The 16,467-nt window shown below is 43.5% G+C and carries 13 protein-coding genes; 1 reads left to right on the top strand and 12 read right to left on the bottom strand.

Going from position 1 to position 16,467, the window contains the following annotated elements:
• From MD588_RS10165 to MD588_RS10110, 12 genes are all read right to left on the bottom strand, one after another.
• Entirely contained in the window at positions 1-243 is a 243-nt protein-coding gene (locus MD588_RS10165) for a hypothetical protein (protein WP_265697068.1), read from the bottom strand.
• 33 nt (positions 244-276) lie between these two features.
• Positions 277-552 (bottom strand): hypothetical protein, encoded by a 276-nt coding sequence (locus MD588_RS10160; RefSeq protein ID WP_265697067.1) that lies wholly within the window; start codon positions 550-552, stop codon positions 277-279.
• A 54-nt stretch (positions 553-606) separates the two neighbouring features.
• A complete protein-coding gene (locus MD588_RS10155) occupies positions 607-3,153 on the bottom strand; it encodes a glycoside hydrolase family 3 protein (protein WP_265697066.1) in 2,547 nt (848 codons plus the stop codon).
• A 52-nt stretch (positions 3,154-3,205) separates the two neighbouring features.
• Complete coding sequence (locus MD588_RS10150) at positions 3,206-3,631, bottom strand: hypothetical protein (protein ID WP_265697064.1); 426 nt, start codon at positions 3,629-3,631, stop codon at positions 3,206-3,208.
• Between the two features lie 17 nt (positions 3,632-3,648).
• Positions 3,649-7,098: a hypothetical protein gene (locus MD588_RS10145; RefSeq protein ID WP_265697062.1), complete on the bottom strand. Its 3,450-nt coding sequence runs from the start codon at positions 7,096-7,098 to the stop codon at positions 3,649-3,651.
• Between the two features lie 67 nt (positions 7,099-7,165).
• On the bottom strand, positions 7,166-8,149 hold the full coding sequence (locus MD588_RS10140) for an ABC transporter ATP-binding protein (protein WP_265697061.1): 984 nt from the start codon (positions 8,147-8,149) through the stop codon (positions 7,166-7,168).
• A gap of 10 nt (positions 8,150-8,159) precedes the next feature.
• Positions 8,160-9,116 (bottom strand): ABC transporter ATP-binding protein, encoded by a 957-nt coding sequence (locus MD588_RS10135; RefSeq protein WP_265697060.1) that lies wholly within the window; start codon positions 9,114-9,116, stop codon positions 8,160-8,162.
• On the bottom strand, positions 9,113-10,060 hold the full coding sequence (locus tag MD588_RS10130; RefSeq protein WP_265697188.1) for an ABC transporter permease: 948 nt from the start codon (positions 10,058-10,060) through the stop codon (positions 9,113-9,115). The genes MD588_RS10135 and MD588_RS10130 overlap by 4 nt, the downstream gene beginning before the upstream one ends.
• Before the next feature lie 45 nt (positions 10,061-10,105).
• Positions 10,106-11,080, bottom strand: a complete 975-nt coding sequence (locus MD588_RS10125) for an ABC transporter permease (protein ID WP_265697058.1) — start codon at positions 11,078-11,080, stop codon at positions 10,106-10,108.
• Positions 11,081-11,135: 55 nt separating this feature from the next.
• Positions 11,136-12,773, bottom strand: coding sequence for an ABC transporter substrate-binding protein (locus MD588_RS10120; protein ID WP_265697057.1), 1,638 nt, complete (start codon positions 12,771-12,773; stop codon positions 11,136-11,138).
• A 431-nt stretch (positions 12,774-13,204) separates the two neighbouring features.
• Entirely contained in the window at positions 13,205-13,825 is a 621-nt protein-coding gene (locus MD588_RS10115) for a LysE family translocator (RefSeq protein WP_265697055.1), read from the bottom strand.
• Between the two features lie 119 nt (positions 13,826-13,944).
• Positions 13,945-14,526, bottom strand: a complete 582-nt coding sequence (locus MD588_RS10110; protein WP_265697053.1) for a TetR/AcrR family transcriptional regulator — start codon at positions 14,524-14,526, stop codon at positions 13,945-13,947.
• A 131-nt stretch (positions 14,527-14,657) separates the two neighbouring features.
• On the opposite strand from MD588_RS10110, the gene MD588_RS10105 reads away from it, so the two are divergent.
• Complete coding sequence (locus tag MD588_RS10105; protein ID WP_265697052.1) at positions 14,658-15,701, top strand: alkene reductase; 1,044 nt, start codon at positions 14,658-14,660, stop codon at positions 15,699-15,701.
• Positions 15,702-16,467 lie beyond the last annotated feature (766 nt).

Here is a 16,467-nt window from a genome sequence, read left to right as displayed (position 1 = left end):
CTACTTCAAGAAAGGCTTCCTTACATCTAAGCCACTTTTTATATAAGAACAAACAGTATCAGCTTCGCTCCCTACGACTTTATCTTGAAAAGTTAACGCCTTCACCTTTCTAGTACTCACCGTCCATGGAAAGGAATCAGAATTAAATTGGCAGTAAATATAATATTCCTGCTCAAGTTTATTTTCCAAGAATGCACTCAAAGCTGCCGGGTTTGATGCTATTAATGTTTTGGTTTCATTCATTAAATCACACCTACAGTTTATAACTGAAAAATATCATAAACTTTTCATCGAGAGATACTGACCGTTATTAAAATTAATTGGCACAGCAAGAGAGGATTCAGCTATTAATAAATAGGCATTATCGCTATCAGAATCCAATTTAATAATCACTTCTAGATGTTTTTCAATCGCTTCATCCAGCTGAGTAATAAATTTTCCTACCGAATAGTTTTTAAATTTTTCATACTGCCCTTCATCGGAGTATACCCATATACTAAAAGGAAGCTTTGCTATGCGAAGCTGCTCTATAAAATCAGAAATATGTCTCACACTCTACCTTATTACTAATTACTTACCGTATGTTTAAATCATTGAATGTTACGTTCAGGCGCGCACCCAAGCTATTCGGCCAATATCAAGTTCACACTCGCCTGTACAATGGATAACAAATGGACGGCGAATATTATTTCCACAATTACGCTCTTTCAGCACATCCTTGCCATAAAGCTTCACGGTTTTCCATTGCCCTGCCGGAGAGAAATGCCATTTCTCCAGAGCAGATTGATGAAAAGTATCTACAGCAAATGCCAAGGAGGCTTGTTGATGATATTGCCGGACACACATATCAAGCTCTAAGTAATCATTATCAGAAAGGCTGAACACATCATCACTGCCCAGTTCAATTGTAACAGTCAGTGAGTGTCCCGGCTCAACCTGAAAACGTCGTGCATCCTGTTGATGCTTATAGTTGACTGGGCTTATTGTTGCGCCATTAACAGTCGTTCGGGAGTTAGATGAGACTTCTACCTCTTCCCCGCTTACCGGGCAGTAGGCCAATAACCGACATTCCGTATCAGCATCAACACCAAACAAAGAGGATACCGAGTCGTCTTTCTTAAATAATGATTCCGATATATCCAGCGGTACACAGTCATTGTTCAAGTCTGAATTAACGCTTTCAGACTGATCGCTATAAGAAAGTCCATAACCATAACTAAATAATGGTTTATGCTCCCCTGTAATACTCAGCTCACAGTATGGATGAGTCTGCCCAGCTCTACTCCGGTTTATAGCCTTCGAGTATTTCTTGTTTGGCCAGCTGAAGGTCAGCCTCCCGGAAAAATCGAAATTGATTGCCCCAAATTCGTCAGTAAAGAGCACATCAGTAATGCCAACCGCCTCTGAACCAGGCAGCCAAGCTGCTACAAAAGCATCAGAGTGGTTAATTTCATTATTTACATACAGCGGACGCCCGGAAAAGAACACGGTGATCACCTTATAGCCCAGCTGCTTGAGCCTGATCACTGTATCATGATCTTGCTTATAGCCGCGGCTTAGTGACGCAAACTCCAGAGACTCCCAGTATTTCAAATCACCACACATTTCAGCATAAGGCGACTCACCGATAACAACAATCGCTGTATCAATATCAGTTTCTTTTTCATGTGACTCTTCACTGAAAAGACTAACATTTTCGACACCGACTACCTGTTCTAGCGCATCTTTAAATGTTGTCGAGCCGGGGAAATCTGTCTTGGTGGTTTCGGTCCCTTGCCAGGTTAAGCTCCAGCCCCCGGCCTGCTTTTGAATATCATCCGCGGCACTACCTGCCAGTAAGATTTTCTGTTGCCGTGACAATGGAAGAAGACCGGCGTTATTCTTTAGCAGGACCAACGATTTTCGTACGGCCTCACGGGCAACTTCCCGATGCTTTGGTGCTCCGAGGATACTTTGCTCGCCAGCTAAAGAGCGCGCTAACGGGCTTGGTTTTTCCCATAGCCCCGCCCGCTTTTTCACCCTTAGTATCCTACGAACAGCATCATCAACACGTGCTTGGGAAACCTCGTCCGACTGCACACCACCAATCAAATTATAATAAACTGCCTGCCATTCCTCTCTTTCCGGCACCATCAAAATATCAATACCTGCATTTACGGCATAATTGGCATTCTTATTCGTGCAGCCAGTGACCTCTGCATGCCCGCTCCAGTCGGTAACAACTAGGCCATCGAAGCCCATTTTATCTTTAAGCACATCGGTCAATAGGTATCGGCTGCCATGAATTTTATAATTATATTCACCACTACCTGCACACTTCCCTTCTCCATGATCGTAGTTGGCCCGATTTTCCCAACTATTGAATGAAGCCATTACCGTTTGGGCTCCCGCCTCAAGTGCGCTGAAATAACCCGGGCCGTGGATATTTATCAGGTCAAGTTCCGAGTATTTATTGGCGCCGCGATCAACGCCTTCTTCTGTCCCACCGTCACCAATCCAGTGCTTGACCGTTGCCAGAACCTTTTGATCTCCTCTTAAATCACTGGCTGTTCCCTGAAGTCCTTCTATCATTTTTCCTGCATATTGCCATACCACTTCGGGGTCTTCTGAGTAGCCTTCATAAACGCGTCCCCAGTTATAATGCCTTGGTATCGTGACAGTAGGTGCAAATGTCCAATCCAATCCTGTCGAGGCAATCTCTGTCGCGGTGATATGCCCAATCTTTCTGACAAGATCTGGGTCATTTGCCGCCCCCAAACCGATATTATGAGGGAACACCGTCGCCATAAATACATTGTTATGGCCATGTACAGCATCGGTAGCCCACATGAACGGAATTCTAAACGGCCGTTCACTGAAGGTTTCTTCACTAGCCTGCCAGAAACTATCAGCAACCGCCGCCCATTCCTCACTGGTTGCATATCGGTTTTCTTGCGGCCACGCCCCGCCACCATTCAGCATTGAACCTAGCTTATACTGCTTTAAGTCATCAACTGTAATAGCTCGAAGGTCTGGCTGGATCATCTGGCCCACTTTTTCTTCAAGGGTCATCTGCTGCAATATTTGATCAATCTCATACTCTTGCTGTGAATCAAACGGCACTGAGGACTTCACTGCTGGCCAGTCTTCATAATATGGTAGTTTTTTGCACATAGATAAATCCAAAAAAAGGCAGCTGAACTGCCTTTACTTAATAATGAAGAAATTACACCCACAGCCCTGCGGTTAATTTCACTAACCTATCTCGAATAGTGTCATCGATAATTATCTTGGGGGAATTACAATCACTGGTATCACTGTTTTCTACAATCAGCACTTTGCCTTCTTCACTAAGTGTATGTGTATGATAGACACCACGCTTAATATTGTAGGCTTTGTTTGGCTCCATATCCCAAGTGGCAATATTAATAATATTGTTGTTATCATCAACTTCTGCACAAAACAAAATGCACTTTCCAGACAATAATACAAAGACCTCATCAGTTTCGTTATGACACTGGAAATTATCAATTCTGTCAGCTTCTAACTCATCAATATAATTCAGTATCGCTACTCTCCATGATTGAAAATCAATCAACGGAGAGTAACCCACCTCATCATATTCAGACATCTCTAATAGATGAGTATTCACATTCACTCCTGTAGCAATTAAGCCATTAACAAAGCTGATGGAATTGACACGGTAATTTCCTTAACTACACCTGTTCTATCAAACAAATGACGGGTTAATTCACGATCAAGTGCCATCGTCGGAAAATGAACAGCCTCATTATTACTGAGTGTTACTTCAACCTGACCTTCACCCTCTTGCAAAACTCGATAAACGATCGGTACCTGACAGTAAGTGAACGCCAGTGTCTTTTCAGGCAGGATAATTGTCTGATTTTCATTTCCAATATTTATGAAATCAAAGCGAGCAGTCGCTGACAAAAACTCTGATTTTCTTAATAATGATGGTTTAAAATATATAACACCATCTTCAATATTCAGCCCTAGTTCACCAAAGCGAGTTAAGATCTCTTCTTTTACCTGCCCTGTCATGCCCGGTTGCTGAGCACCGGCATGTTTCGGTGTATGCGAATAAGGGTCCGTCGGGAATGCGCCATAATTCTCCGGCGTCTTGTTAAAGCCAATCCCTGCTCGCACTTTGTAATAGTATTCAGCCAGTTTTTTCGTTGCTGCAGAGTTCGGGGCTTTTTCCCATGCCGCCAAATAATTTTCTTGAACAGCAAGTAATAGCTTGGATACCATGTGCCAGTAGATACAACCCAGTCCTTCATAACCAAACATCGTTCCAGAACGCCCAGTGAACGCCTGATGATTAAAAACTTCTTCGTAGCAGTTCAACACATCCGAAATCGTCTCGTGATCAACACCCTTGTAATTCTTCACAACATCACTGAGTGCTGCTGACAAGAAAACCGCATTCTCAAAGCTTGCATTGAAATGGTAAAAACCATCAGCATCAGGCTCAATCAAACGGTGATCACCATTGTGTGCCATTTGTCTAAGCAGCGCATTACCATATATGCGTGAAGCATCAAGCTTGTTTTTATCGCTGAAGCTCGTTAGTTCTCGATCGGGGTAGAGCATAAAGCTTTGTTGGTCAGCCCGGAACATTTCGCTGTCATAAAGTTTATCGAGTAAATCCACCGCTTGCTCTGGCGTTAAGATCCCCGAGCTCAATACCGCAACCTGCCCTTCCAGCATCGGATATAACTCATTTACACTTGCTGTTTCAGATGAATAGTTGATGATGTTATAGGCATTATACAAACCATCTTTACGTCGGTTAGCACCGATACCTTCATCAATCACCGTCAAACTGACCTCAAGAAGGCTATTGATAAACTCGCAATCAATATTTGTTTTCCCAGAGAATCCGCCATTTTCATAAATAGCCGTACGGTAATCACTCGCGGCACTGGCCAATTTACTCAATAACGATTTTCGGGTTTGTCGGGTAATACTTTTCTGTTTCAGTTCGATTTTGGCGTCATTGAGGCTCTGTGTTGTCGCAACAATCCAGTCAACCAATTCCGATGACAACTCAATACTCGCTGTATTGTCTTTCAACAAGTTTTGCAGGAAGGCAACATAGCGACGCATATAATACAGCGTAACCATCGACAACCCATTACCAACAATCGCATTGTTGGCATCGTTCCACTCTGGACGTTGAGTATTGAGCCAAATACCGCCATCAATAACAAGGTTGCCTAATTTTGCCAGCAAAGGCACCATGAGCTTTTCAGTCAAGTTAACCAAATAAACATCGTTATTAGCATTCAGCAATAATCGTCCATCACTGCCTAACGCTGTAACCATATCATCAATGAAATCTTGTTTATTCTGGTTAAATTCAACCGTGTTTTTAGGATCATTAAATAACTTATCCACAGCCTTAATTTCATAAGGCACATTCGCATAGCTGAAAATTTCACTGTTCAGTAACGTATTCAGCTCCTGTGGCTGATATTTCGTTGACAGCTCTAAAAACTTCAGCAAATAAATAATCTGGTGGTCGCCCCAATAACCAATATTACTCCATGCGTCTTCCGGGTCTAAAATTTCCCAGTCAACACCGTCTTTGGTAATTCGGTATGGGTTATAACCATCAACGGTCGAAGCATTGACAAACTTAGCGATAAACGACTTGATAAAGTTAGGATAACTTACAGCAAGTGCTTCCCAGTTCTGGAAAATATCACGCCAGTTTCCCTGGTATGACAGTAATCGTTCACCATCGGTATCTTTTACTTTAATTTCGAAATGGTTCCAAGGTCGACTCGGATCACCATGACGACGACCAAACGTTAATGGCAGGTACTCATAGCAAAGGCGCAGCAACTGCTTGTCACCTTTCTCAACAGCTAAAGCAATCAGTGCCTCATAACCGATACGGTCGGGCAAACCAGAAAGGAAAGCAGCATTTCGTGATGCAACGGTCTTATTGGAATTTATCAGTGTCTGTACAAAGTCTTTTTTCTCAACCCAGTACTGATCAGCCACCACACCGCCACGCATATTATTAAATAGAACGTTGGCATAATGATGAACCGTTGTCTCCTCTTCCGCGGTTTTCTGCCAGGCATCGCTACCCGCCATTAGCATCATGAGATCTTTATGGTTCTCTTTGATAGAGCGGTTGATATCACTTTCAACGGCTTTGACCGTCATTAGGCTTTGTTTTAGAGCAACGATATCCGAATGAGTCTGATCGATATCAGCAATGATCTGCCAAGTGCTCTCTTCTTCGGCACCCAGCTCACATTGTTTGTGAATCAAGTAAGCCCCGCGTAATCCACGTCGCAACGTTTCATTTTCAATATCTCCGCCATGACGGAAAGTATTCAGCTGCTCACTCGAAAGTAAAATTGCATCGCACTCATCGGCAATACTAAACACCGTCGTCGCACGTAATGATTCTGCCGGTTCGGCGCGATCACTGAGCTTTGCATACATACTGTATGTTGCCAGTACAGTCTCCGGTACTAATTCATTCCACTTGTAAGCGTCCACCAGCGCACTGCGATCCTGCAATGCAGACAAAGGGGCACCTGAAGGTAAGATATTTTGCATACCGTCAATGAGATCTAAATTAACAGACTGTGATGAATTATTTTTCAAGGTCGATGTTCTGACAAAGCCATATTGGTCACAGGTGCACCATTGATATTTGAAAGTCAGCGACAAATCATTATTCACTTCTTCAAAAATAATTTTATCACCCGCGGCATTTTTGTAGAGATTGCGCTGGATCTGATAAAGGCCATCATGATGAACATTAAACGGTTCCCACAATTTCACCTCATTATCAGTAGTCACTCTGATAATGGTCTTGCTGCCGGTATTTTCAGCACTCTCATGAATATAATCCACCGACTTATATGGAAATAAGGCATTTTCAGGCTTTACCCGGCCAGCGGATAAACTGCCTGTCGATGAGATAAAGAGCCAGTGATCACTTGCCGAAACAACACTAATGAAAAAAGGAGCCATATGATCGACATTTTCAATCACATAGTATTTCTCGCCATCCAATGTGACGAATTTACCTGTAATATCGCTCGATGGTTTATTAATTTTTTTTGCCATGATATTGAACCAAAACTATTGAAAGCGCTTTCTTAAAAGCGCGATAAAACCCAAAACGGTTATGAAACTAAATGTGATGACATCGGATAAAGTGATCGTCTGCAATCTGCGTAATTGCTGGCAGAGACTTGGCGCATCGTTCTGTTGCCTTAGGGCAGCGCATCGCAAATGGACAACCATGGCTATCTGGCTTCCATAACGGAATTTCACCTTTCTTGGCACTCAGCTCACGCCTGCCCCCCTTTCCAGGCTCGGGTACTGCTGAAAGTAACAGCTGGGTATACGGATGCTGTGGCGTTTGAGTAACCTTATCGCTGTTGCCCCACTCGACCATATGCCCGACATACATTACAGCCGTCTTCTCAGCAAAATACCGGGCAGTGGCAATATCATGCGTAATGTACATGAATGAGATACCATGCTTGTCTTTCAAATCTGACATCAAATTCAAGATACCAAGCCTTACCGACACATCGAGCATCGAAATTGGCTCATCCGCCAGAATCACTTCTGGAGAAACTGCAATTGCACGTGCGATTGCAACACGCTGCCTTTGTCCACCACTCAACTGATGCGGGTATTTCTCTGCTGTTTCTACCGCCGGGTTTAGACCTACCATTTCCAGTAACTCATAAACCAACTTGGTTACCACTTCTTTTCCGGCTCGTTTATGAATAAGTAACGGCCTGGCAATGTGATGATAAATGTTGTGTACCGGGTTTAGTGATCCAAATGGGTCCTGGAAAATCATTTGAACCTGGCGTGCATACTCAAGGCTACCATGCTCTTCGGTATATTCGTGTAGAGGCTGCCCCTTAAAATAGATAGAACCGTCAGTCTGATCATAGATGCGTGTTAATATACGTGCACCGGTACTTTTGCCCGAACCAGACTCGCCAACAATCGCCAATGCTTCGCCTTTGCATAAATCGAAGGAGACATCATTCACGGCTCGCATGTACTGTTTTTTTCCACCTGACTGACCAATAGGAAAGTCCTTGATCATATTTCGTACAGAGAGTACAACCTCTTTCTTCTCTATAGTATCCATCATTTATTCCTTATAGTCGGTGACAGGCCGCTTGATGACGATCATTGAGTTTGATCAGTTCAGGTTCACGCTTTTTACATTCCGCCATACACTGGCTACAACGCTCTTGGAAATTACAGCCTTGAGGTATCCGAAGCAGATCAACCGGGTTACCCGGTATACCATATAGGCGCTCTTTCGGCCCATGAATAGTCGGAAACGAGGCGATCAATCCTTGCGTATAGGGATGTGATGGCTTGCCAAATACCGTTTCAGCGTCACCAATCTCGATCAGGTTACCCGCATACATCACACCAATTCGGTCTGCAATCTCTCCCATTAAACTCAGGTCGTGACTGATAAAGAGTATTGAGAAACCAAACTTAGTTTTTAAGTCATATAGCTCATTCAGGATCTCCCGTTCCACGACCACATCGAGTGCAGTTGTCGGCTCATCCATGATGATCAGCTTAGGCTCAAGTGCCAGTGCTACAGCAATAACCACGCGCTGCCTCATGCCACCGCTCAACTGATGGGGAAAACTCGCCATTCGGTCACCGTGAATACCGACAATGGCCAATAGCTCGACCGCCTTTTGGTAGGCTTCGTCATAACGGACTTTCTTATGCGCAATAATGACATCAACCAACTGCTCACCAATGGTGATCACCGGGTTGAGGGAGTTCATTGCGCTCTGGAACACCACAGAGACATCTTTCCAGCGATAGTCTCGTAACTCTTTGTCCGACATTTTTAAAACGTCACGGCCTTTATATAGGATCTCGCCTTCCGAAATAAGCGCAGGAGCTTTATGTAAACGTGATATGGCAAAAGCCAAGGTACTTTTACCGCAGCCCGATTCACCGGCGATACCCAGAGTTTCACCAGGGGCGATAGTCAAGCTGACGTTGTTGACAGCACGTGCTACTCCATTGGGAGAAACATAGTCGACACAAAGGTTATTAATCTCTAGTAGTGCGTCTCTCATAATAAACCTCGGCGTTGATCTGCTTCTCTTTTAAGTTTCTTCCACAACTTCATGTGCGGACCTGTTTTAAGTTTCGGATTGCTTACCTGATCAATCGACATATTAATAAGGGCTAATGAACCACCTGTAATAGCAAGTGCAGCCGCAGGAACAATCATCTCCCACCAGGCGCCGGTATACAGTGCCGATGATGTTTGCGCCCAATACAACATTGAGCCCCAGCTGACTTCAGTAGCATCACCCAAGCCGAGAATACCCAAGCCAGCTTCCGATCCCATTGCGTAAATCACGGTACCAAGAAAGCCACCAAATACAATTGAAATAAGATTCGGCAAAATTTCGACAAGAATGATACGTAACTTTGACTCCCCCATAACTTCCGCGGAAATAATAAACTCCTTATTTCGTATCGCCATAGTTTGCGAACGTATTACCCGTGCTCCCCAAGGCCAGGATGTTACCCCGAGTAATATTGTGATAACCAGCGAACCTACCTGCCCCAAAAATGCTGCCAGTACAATCAGCAAGGGGAGCTGAGGGAACACCAAAAAAACATTGGTAATGAAGTTAAGCCACTCATCCACTTTGCCGCCCATATAACCCGATGTGACACCAATAGCTACGGCCAAAGTCATCGCTATAATGCCTGCAGAGAGGGCTACGGTCAGTGATTTCCTTGCACCGTAAAGCACTTGGCTATACACATCACGGCCACTTCGTGTTGTACCCAGTATATGCTCGGCATTCGGTGCAACATGCGGTCTAGCAACACGTTTAGTTGGCTCATGGGTGGCTAGCACCGGAGCCATTAGTGCGCCAATCAATACCATCGAGATAAGCAAGCCACCAATAATGGCTGGCGGATTACCATGAAAGAAAGCATGTAGTGTTGATAATATCTCCCGAAACTTATTCGAAAACTTATTTGGTTGTTGAACCGGCATATTTTTACTGTCGATTGAATCTATTAGCTTATTCATATTCAAACCTTATTTAGAAATCCGAGGATCAAGCCAGACATAAAGAAGATCTGCTATGAAGTTCGCGGTTAGCACTGCAGACACAAGAATAAGTAGAATTGCCTGAATGAGCGGATAGTCTCGAGCAACAATACCTTTAAGAAGAATGTTACCTAACCCCTGATAATTAAATACAACCTCGGTCATGATTGAGCCTGCAAAAGAGAAACCAATCGCCATCGCAATGGCCGTTGCTACAGGGAGAATCGCATTCCTTCCGGCATAACGGGACATAACGCGATAGCTGCTGAGGCCTTTAGCTTCGGCCATGGTGACATAGTCTTCACCCAGCACATTGATCATCGCGTTACGCATGTTGAATACCCACGTCGAAATACCGACAATAATCATGGAGCCCATGGGTAAGACAGCATGCTTTATTACACTTCCGATAAATTCCTTTGTAAATCCAGGCTCTAGGGCCGGATCATAAGTATAGGCAAGGGGTAAAACTTCAAGCTGTAAACCAAAGAAGTAAAATAGGAGCAGCGCCGTTACGATGTATGGGAAATTACTAATAAAGGCTAAAACTGGCGGCACAACCTGTCCAAACAGACCTTCACGACGATATGAGGCATACGTCCCGATAGTCACACCAATAATTAAAGCAACAATGAGCGAGCCTAAAGCCAGAAAGATTGTCCATGGCAGAGCTTGGCCAATAACATCAGTAACATTCACAGGAAACATTAATACTGATGGTCCGAGATCGAGAGTAAAAACACTTTTAATATATGCAATATATTGCTCAAATACCGAGCCATCCATAAAACCATACATTTCTCTTACTGCATCCATTTGAGCAGGATCCATTCGCCCTTGGGCCGCAGCAAATAAAGCTTCGACAGGATCACCAGGCATTAATCTAGGTAATAGAAAATTAAAGGATATTGCTATAATAAAAGCAACAAAATAAAAACTGAGTCGGCGTATTAAAAAGCTCATAAAATATTCCAGTAATTAAAGAGCCATAGATATGGCTCTTTAAATTATTTACAATTTACTTAAGGTGAAGATTATTGAGAATTAACACTCGCTTACCGCCGTCATACCATACTGGTTGAACATACGGATTATCTTTATTTGGCCAACCCGTAATTTTTGAGCTGTTATATTGGAACCACGTTGGGTTTGAGAACAGTGGAATAAACGGTAGGTTGTCAGCCGTAAATACCTGCAGTTCATCAATAATGGCTTTCTGCTCAACCGGATCTTTCGTCTTTCCGAAGCTATCGATCAAGTTGTCGATATCTTTTGAATGAACACCGTGTCCAGCATGCCAGGTTTTACCGATACGCGATGTTGAAAAGTACTCTTGGTAAGCCAAGATAGGGTTAGTCGCAACCATTGACCAGTTAATCGACATTTTGTAACCGCTTTCTTTCAGAGACTTGTCATAGACAGACCAGTCAACAGTTTTCACGTTCGCTTTAATACCGACTTCTTCATAGTATTCAGTTACCATCTGAACAACTTGAATCCAGTCAGTCCAGCCATTAACGACTTCAATATCGAACTCAATAGTTTTGCCATCGGCAGTGTCTCTGAAACCATCACCATTTAGATCTTTATAACCGGCAGCATCAAGCAACTGTTTGGCTTTTTCAGGGTTATATTGGGTAATATCTTTATATTTATCGTTAACTTCTTTGCTGATGTTACGACTATAAAGTTCACCAATACCACCAACGTTATAATTTGGTGTCGGATAACCGTAGGCAGCAATATCAACAATAGCCTCACGGTCTAATGCCATTGATAGTGCCTTACGTACCTTGAGGTCATCGAACGGTTTTTCTTTAGTATTTACATAAAGGTGAATTGCATCGTTGGCAGGATACCAATAATGATTATTCTCAGGATCGGCAGCCACAAAGGTATTATCGATATCGGCAATAAAGTTTGAGCCCCAGTCAATTTCACCCTTCATCAATGCCGGTTGAATTTGAGAATTATCGTTATATGAACGGTAAGTTAGACAATCGAGATATGGGCGGTTTTCAAGGTAGTAGTGTGGATTGCGGCAAAGCTCCATTTGCTGCGACTTGACGTATTTCACCGTCGTCATTGGGCCGCTACCAATAGGATTAGGGTTAGTAAACGTAGTTAGATCTTTTACCTTGCTCCAAACTTTTTCAGGAACAATATGATAGGCAGGTAGCGACCAAATAAATGTCGAATCAGCTTCTTTTAACTCGAAGACAACAGTGGTCGCATCTTTGGCAATGATACTTACCAGGTTATCCCCACTCCAAATTCCTTTCTGGTCGAATGCCGGTGCGTCTTTGGTCATATTAAAGCTGAACGCCACATCTTTAGCCGTCAATGGCGAGCCATCAGACCACTTCAAATCCTCACGCATTTTCACTGTGATTATCTTCAGGTCATCAGAATATTCAGCAGACTCTGCAAGACGATACTCGGTTTTACCTGACATGTTGTTAAAGACCAGCAGAGGCTCAAACATCACACCATGGAATAGATCTTTAGTTGTATACGGATTGAAGTTATCAACAAAGCCAGTACCGATGATAGGCACCGTCAATGTTCCCCCCTGCTTAACCTCTTCAGCCGACACACCATTCGCAGAGAACATCAAGCCACATACTAAGGCAGCTAAAACCTTTTTGTTATGCATCACATATTCCTTCACATTTAGGAGTTATTAGAAAAGAAAGCGCTTTCTTAACCTTTAAGCAGCAATTTATTGGGACATTCTTATAAAAACTGCTTGGATTCCCCTCCCAAGAAAGCGCTTTCTTGGGGTGATATTATTCCAGTGAAACATGACGGGCAATACTATTACGTTGAAAGCTATACGCTGATCACACTAACAATAATAGAAGACATTAATCCTGTGCTAGACTATTTTTTCATAAAAACCGTAAAAACAAGATTAATCAACTAGATATAAAATAAGCTTAAGCGCCTTCTATTCACCAACGCAGCAAGATACAGCGGCCACATTTAACAGGTGAATCAAAGGGCTTAAGAATGATGGGAAGCCTGGTGAGACATTAAGCTGTGTATTGGGCATTAACTGACCTCGCTAGTTATCAGCTTTGATGACTACCCCAAAACCAACCACAAGCTGACTCCCATCATTAGGCTTCCGGCTATCCGATTCATCAGCATCACATTACCGCGTTGTTGCAACAATCTACGCAAAGTCCTCCCCCCAGCGGCATACAGCAACATACAAATCAGCTCAAAACACAGGATCACAGCGATCAAAATAGTGGCCTGCGGGCGCAGCGGCATACTCGCATCAATAAATGGCGGCAACAGTGAAATCATAAAGGCCCACGCTTTCGGGTTGGCAATCGCGGTAACAAACCCCTGAGTAGCCAACGCAATTGGCGTAACTTTTACCTGACTCTCAAGATCAGTCGGAATAGCCATTTTCCCACGAGAGCGCCACATCTGAATCCCCAGATAAAGCAAGTAAGCACCGCCTAGGTATTTTAACGCCAAAAACAGATTGGGACGGGCCAACAGAATAGTCGCTACGCCAACCAGCGCCGAAACAGACACTAGCGCGACACCGACTAACTCACCAGCCATCATCCACAAACTTCGGCGAACACCAATGGTCATCCCTAGGGTCATCGCCAGTGTCATACAAAGCCCCGGCGTCGCTGAGACTGCAAAGAAAGTGGGGATAAAAATTATTAAAACAGAAGGATCCATGAAGCTCTCAATGTTAAGTCAGAGAAATTAGTAATGCATTCAGGAGACAAGCAGCAATTGGTTTTGCTGAGCCTAATCAACAGCCCAAAACGGAAATTCGGTTTTCGAATTAACGAAGATCAAGCGCAAACATCTTGGTACAGTTGATCAGCTAACTGCTGAAGTACATCTTCTTTCGGGTGAGTATGCGCAAACGTCCTCAGGCCATATATCCCCATCACAAAGTAGCGCGCTAAATGGTCGCTATCTCTCTGTGTTAACAGTTCTCCCGAAGATTTCGCCTGCTCGAACTTATCGGTTAACGCTTGCTGCCAATTGGCTAAATTTGCAGAAATAATTTCCTGAATTTCCTCATCCTGCTCGGCCATTTCATTAAGCGCTTTTGTCAAAAGGCAAGATTGGGACGCATCACAGCTTAGGCATTGTTGGACGATATCGTTCAAGTAATTTTTAAGCTGTACCAATACCGGTTGGCTATCTGAAAAAAAGCGTTCAAATTCAACACCGCGATCTTGCCGATATTGCTCTAAAGCAGCCAGCAGCAGACCACGCTTATTACCGAAAGCACAATAGATCGAGCCGGGGTGTAGGCCTGTCGCTTTGGTCAGATCTTGCATACTGGTCTTGCCATAACCTTTATGCATAAAGGCGATCATGGCCGATCTCAGCACTTTTTCTTTATCAAATTCTGCATTTCTCATTGATGGTTTTCATACTATTCAGCTTTATCTCACCTTGAGTGTACTTACTTTTGAATGTTTGTTCAAAATAACACTTGAATGATCACTCAAGAAAAGGCATCTTGAATGAACATTCAAGAAAGGACATCGTTATGACTGATAATCTGTTTCAACCTTATGCTCTGAATAGCACGATTACCCTTAGCAATCGTATCTTGATGGCACCGCTGACCCGGTGCATGGCCGACGACGCTCTCGTTCCAACCCAGGCGATGGCGGAATATTATGGTCGTCGTGCCGAAGCAGGTTTGATCATTTCAGAAGCGGTTATCATCCGTCCCGATGGCCAAGGTTACCCAAACACTCCGGGATTATTCACACCGGAACAAATTGCAGGCTGGCGCAAAGTGACCGATGCTGTCCATCACAATGGTGGTAAGATTTTTGCTCAACTGTGGCACACCGGGCGTGTTGCCCACCCTCATTTCTTTGGTGGTGGCGATGTGTTGGCGCCATCAGCTGTTGCTGTGGAAGGCACTGTACCGCGAATGCGAGAATTAACCTATCAGGTTCCGAAAGCGGTCACCCACGATGATATTGCCCTACTTGTGAAAGACTATGCGCAGGCCGCCAGCAATGCGATCGATGCCGGATTTGACGGCGTCGAGATCCATGGTGCGAACGGTTACCTGATCGACCAGTTCTTGCATCATGACAGTAACCGCCGCAGCGATGAATACGGCGGCAGCGCCGAGAACATGTCACGCTTTGCACTGGCTGTGGTTGATGCTGTTGCTGAACGTATCGGCAATGAAAGAACGGCACTTCGGGTCAGTCCCGGCGCCTATTTTAATATAGCTGGCGATAACCGTGACCGTGACGTCTTTGACTTCCTATTAGCTGAACTTGAACACCGCGACCTGGCCTTCCTGCACATTGGTATTTTTGACGACAGCATGGAGTTTGACTACCTCGGCGGCAAGGCATCAAGCTATGTACGGGCGAATTACAGCAAGACGCTAGTCGGTGTGGGTAGCTACACCGCTGAAACCGCAAGCTCAGCAATTGCCGAAGATAAATTTGACTTGATTGCAATAGGCCGACCTTTCATCGCAAACCCGGATTATGTCGCCAAAGTGCGTGAAGGGGCGGAACTGGTCAGCTATTCGGATGAGATGCTAACCAGCTTAGTTTAAGAGTATAACGAAAAAAGGAGTTAGCCTGATGGCTAGCTCCTTCTACGTGCTGACAGCAATGTTGCCATACTTTGCGAAACAAATTCCCCTCACCTTTAAACTGTTCGCGAATAAAAACAAACGATACTTAATCAATACGAGGATAAGGAAATTCTATTCATCACTTTGAAATATTGTTATTAAATTCACCTCTACCATATGTTTATATATATTAATTACAGGCAAAAAAAAGCTGAGCAACTTGCTCAGCAAAAAACAGCAATAACAATTAGCAGCGGTTTCTCATGAAACCTTGATAACAAGAATACCTTTTATATATTGAACCAATGCTGAATACCAACAGTTCAAATTAAACTATAACTTTATTTCAATTTAAAGTCCGGTCAAGCTCGACCCAATTTAAAAGTAACCCCAAGCCAACAAATCAATCAGCAAAGATAAAAAACAAACTTACCAAGCGGAACCAACCCCAAAGCACAACAAATAAATCATTGATATTATTAATCTTTAAAGTAACGCGAATATACCATTGAGTGGCAAACCATAAAGACTTGAAAATGTATATAAAAGTTAACTGACGTTAATCAGCAGGAAAAACATTAACATTACGCAATTAAAAGCAACCTAATTCGGGGTTATTTTTGGCGTAGTTATGGTTATTCCATCCTGTGGGATATCATTAAGCAAATATGGTTCCAATATTCCTGACAACCAAAGACCAACAATAGTCGGAATAATAAATACTAAGGTAAAAACGGTAATGCGA

The organism is Photobacterium obscurum, from assembly GCF_026191635.1.
Classification (GTDB): domain Bacteria; phylum Pseudomonadota; class Gammaproteobacteria; order Enterobacterales; family Vibrionaceae; genus Photobacterium; species Photobacterium obscurum.
Note: the sequence above shows the minus strand (reverse complement) of the source record. Positions and strands in the feature narration are given on the sequence as shown.

Bases quoted from the DNA above. Each gene is read 5' to 3' on its own strand.
- MD588_RS10140 (WP_265697061.1), bottom strand. From the start codon at position 8,149: ATGGATACTATAGAGAAGAAAGAGGTTGTACTCTCTGTACGAAATATG.
- MD588_RS10105 (WP_265697052.1), top strand. From the start codon at position 14,658: ATGACTGATAATCTGTTTCAACCTTATGCTCTGAATAGCACGATTACC.
- MD588_RS10125 (WP_265697058.1), bottom strand. From the start codon at position 11,080: ATGAGCTTTTTAATACGCCGACTCAGTTTTTATTTTGTTGCTTTTATT.
- MD588_RS10110 (WP_265697053.1), bottom strand. From the start codon at position 14,526: ATGAGAAATGCAGAATTTGATAAAGAAAAAGTGCTGAGATCGGCCATG.
- MD588_RS10135 (WP_265697060.1), bottom strand. From the start codon at position 9,116: ATGAGAGACGCACTACTAGAGATTAATAACCTTTGTGTCGACTATGTT.
- MD588_RS10130 (WP_265697188.1), bottom strand. From the start codon at position 10,060: ATGCCGGTTCAACAACCAAATAAGTTTTCGAATAAGTTTCGGGAGATA.
- MD588_RS10165 (WP_265697068.1), bottom strand. From the start codon at position 243: ATGAATGAAACCAAAACATTAATAGCATCAAACCCGGCAGCTTTGAGT.
- MD588_RS10155 (WP_265697066.1), bottom strand. From the start codon at position 3,153: ATGTGCAAAAAACTACCATATTATGAAGACTGGCCAGCAGTGAAGTCC.
- MD588_RS10120 (WP_265697057.1), bottom strand. From the start codon at position 12,773: ATGCATAACAAAAAGGTTTTAGCTGCCTTAGTATGTGGCTTGATGTTC.
- MD588_RS10115 (WP_265697055.1), bottom strand. From the start codon at position 13,825: ATGGATCCTTCTGTTTTAATAATTTTTATCCCCACTTTCTTTGCAGTC.
- MD588_RS10145 (WP_265697062.1), bottom strand. From the start codon at position 7,098: ATGGCAAAAAAAATTAATAAACCATCGAGCGATATTACAGGTAAATTC.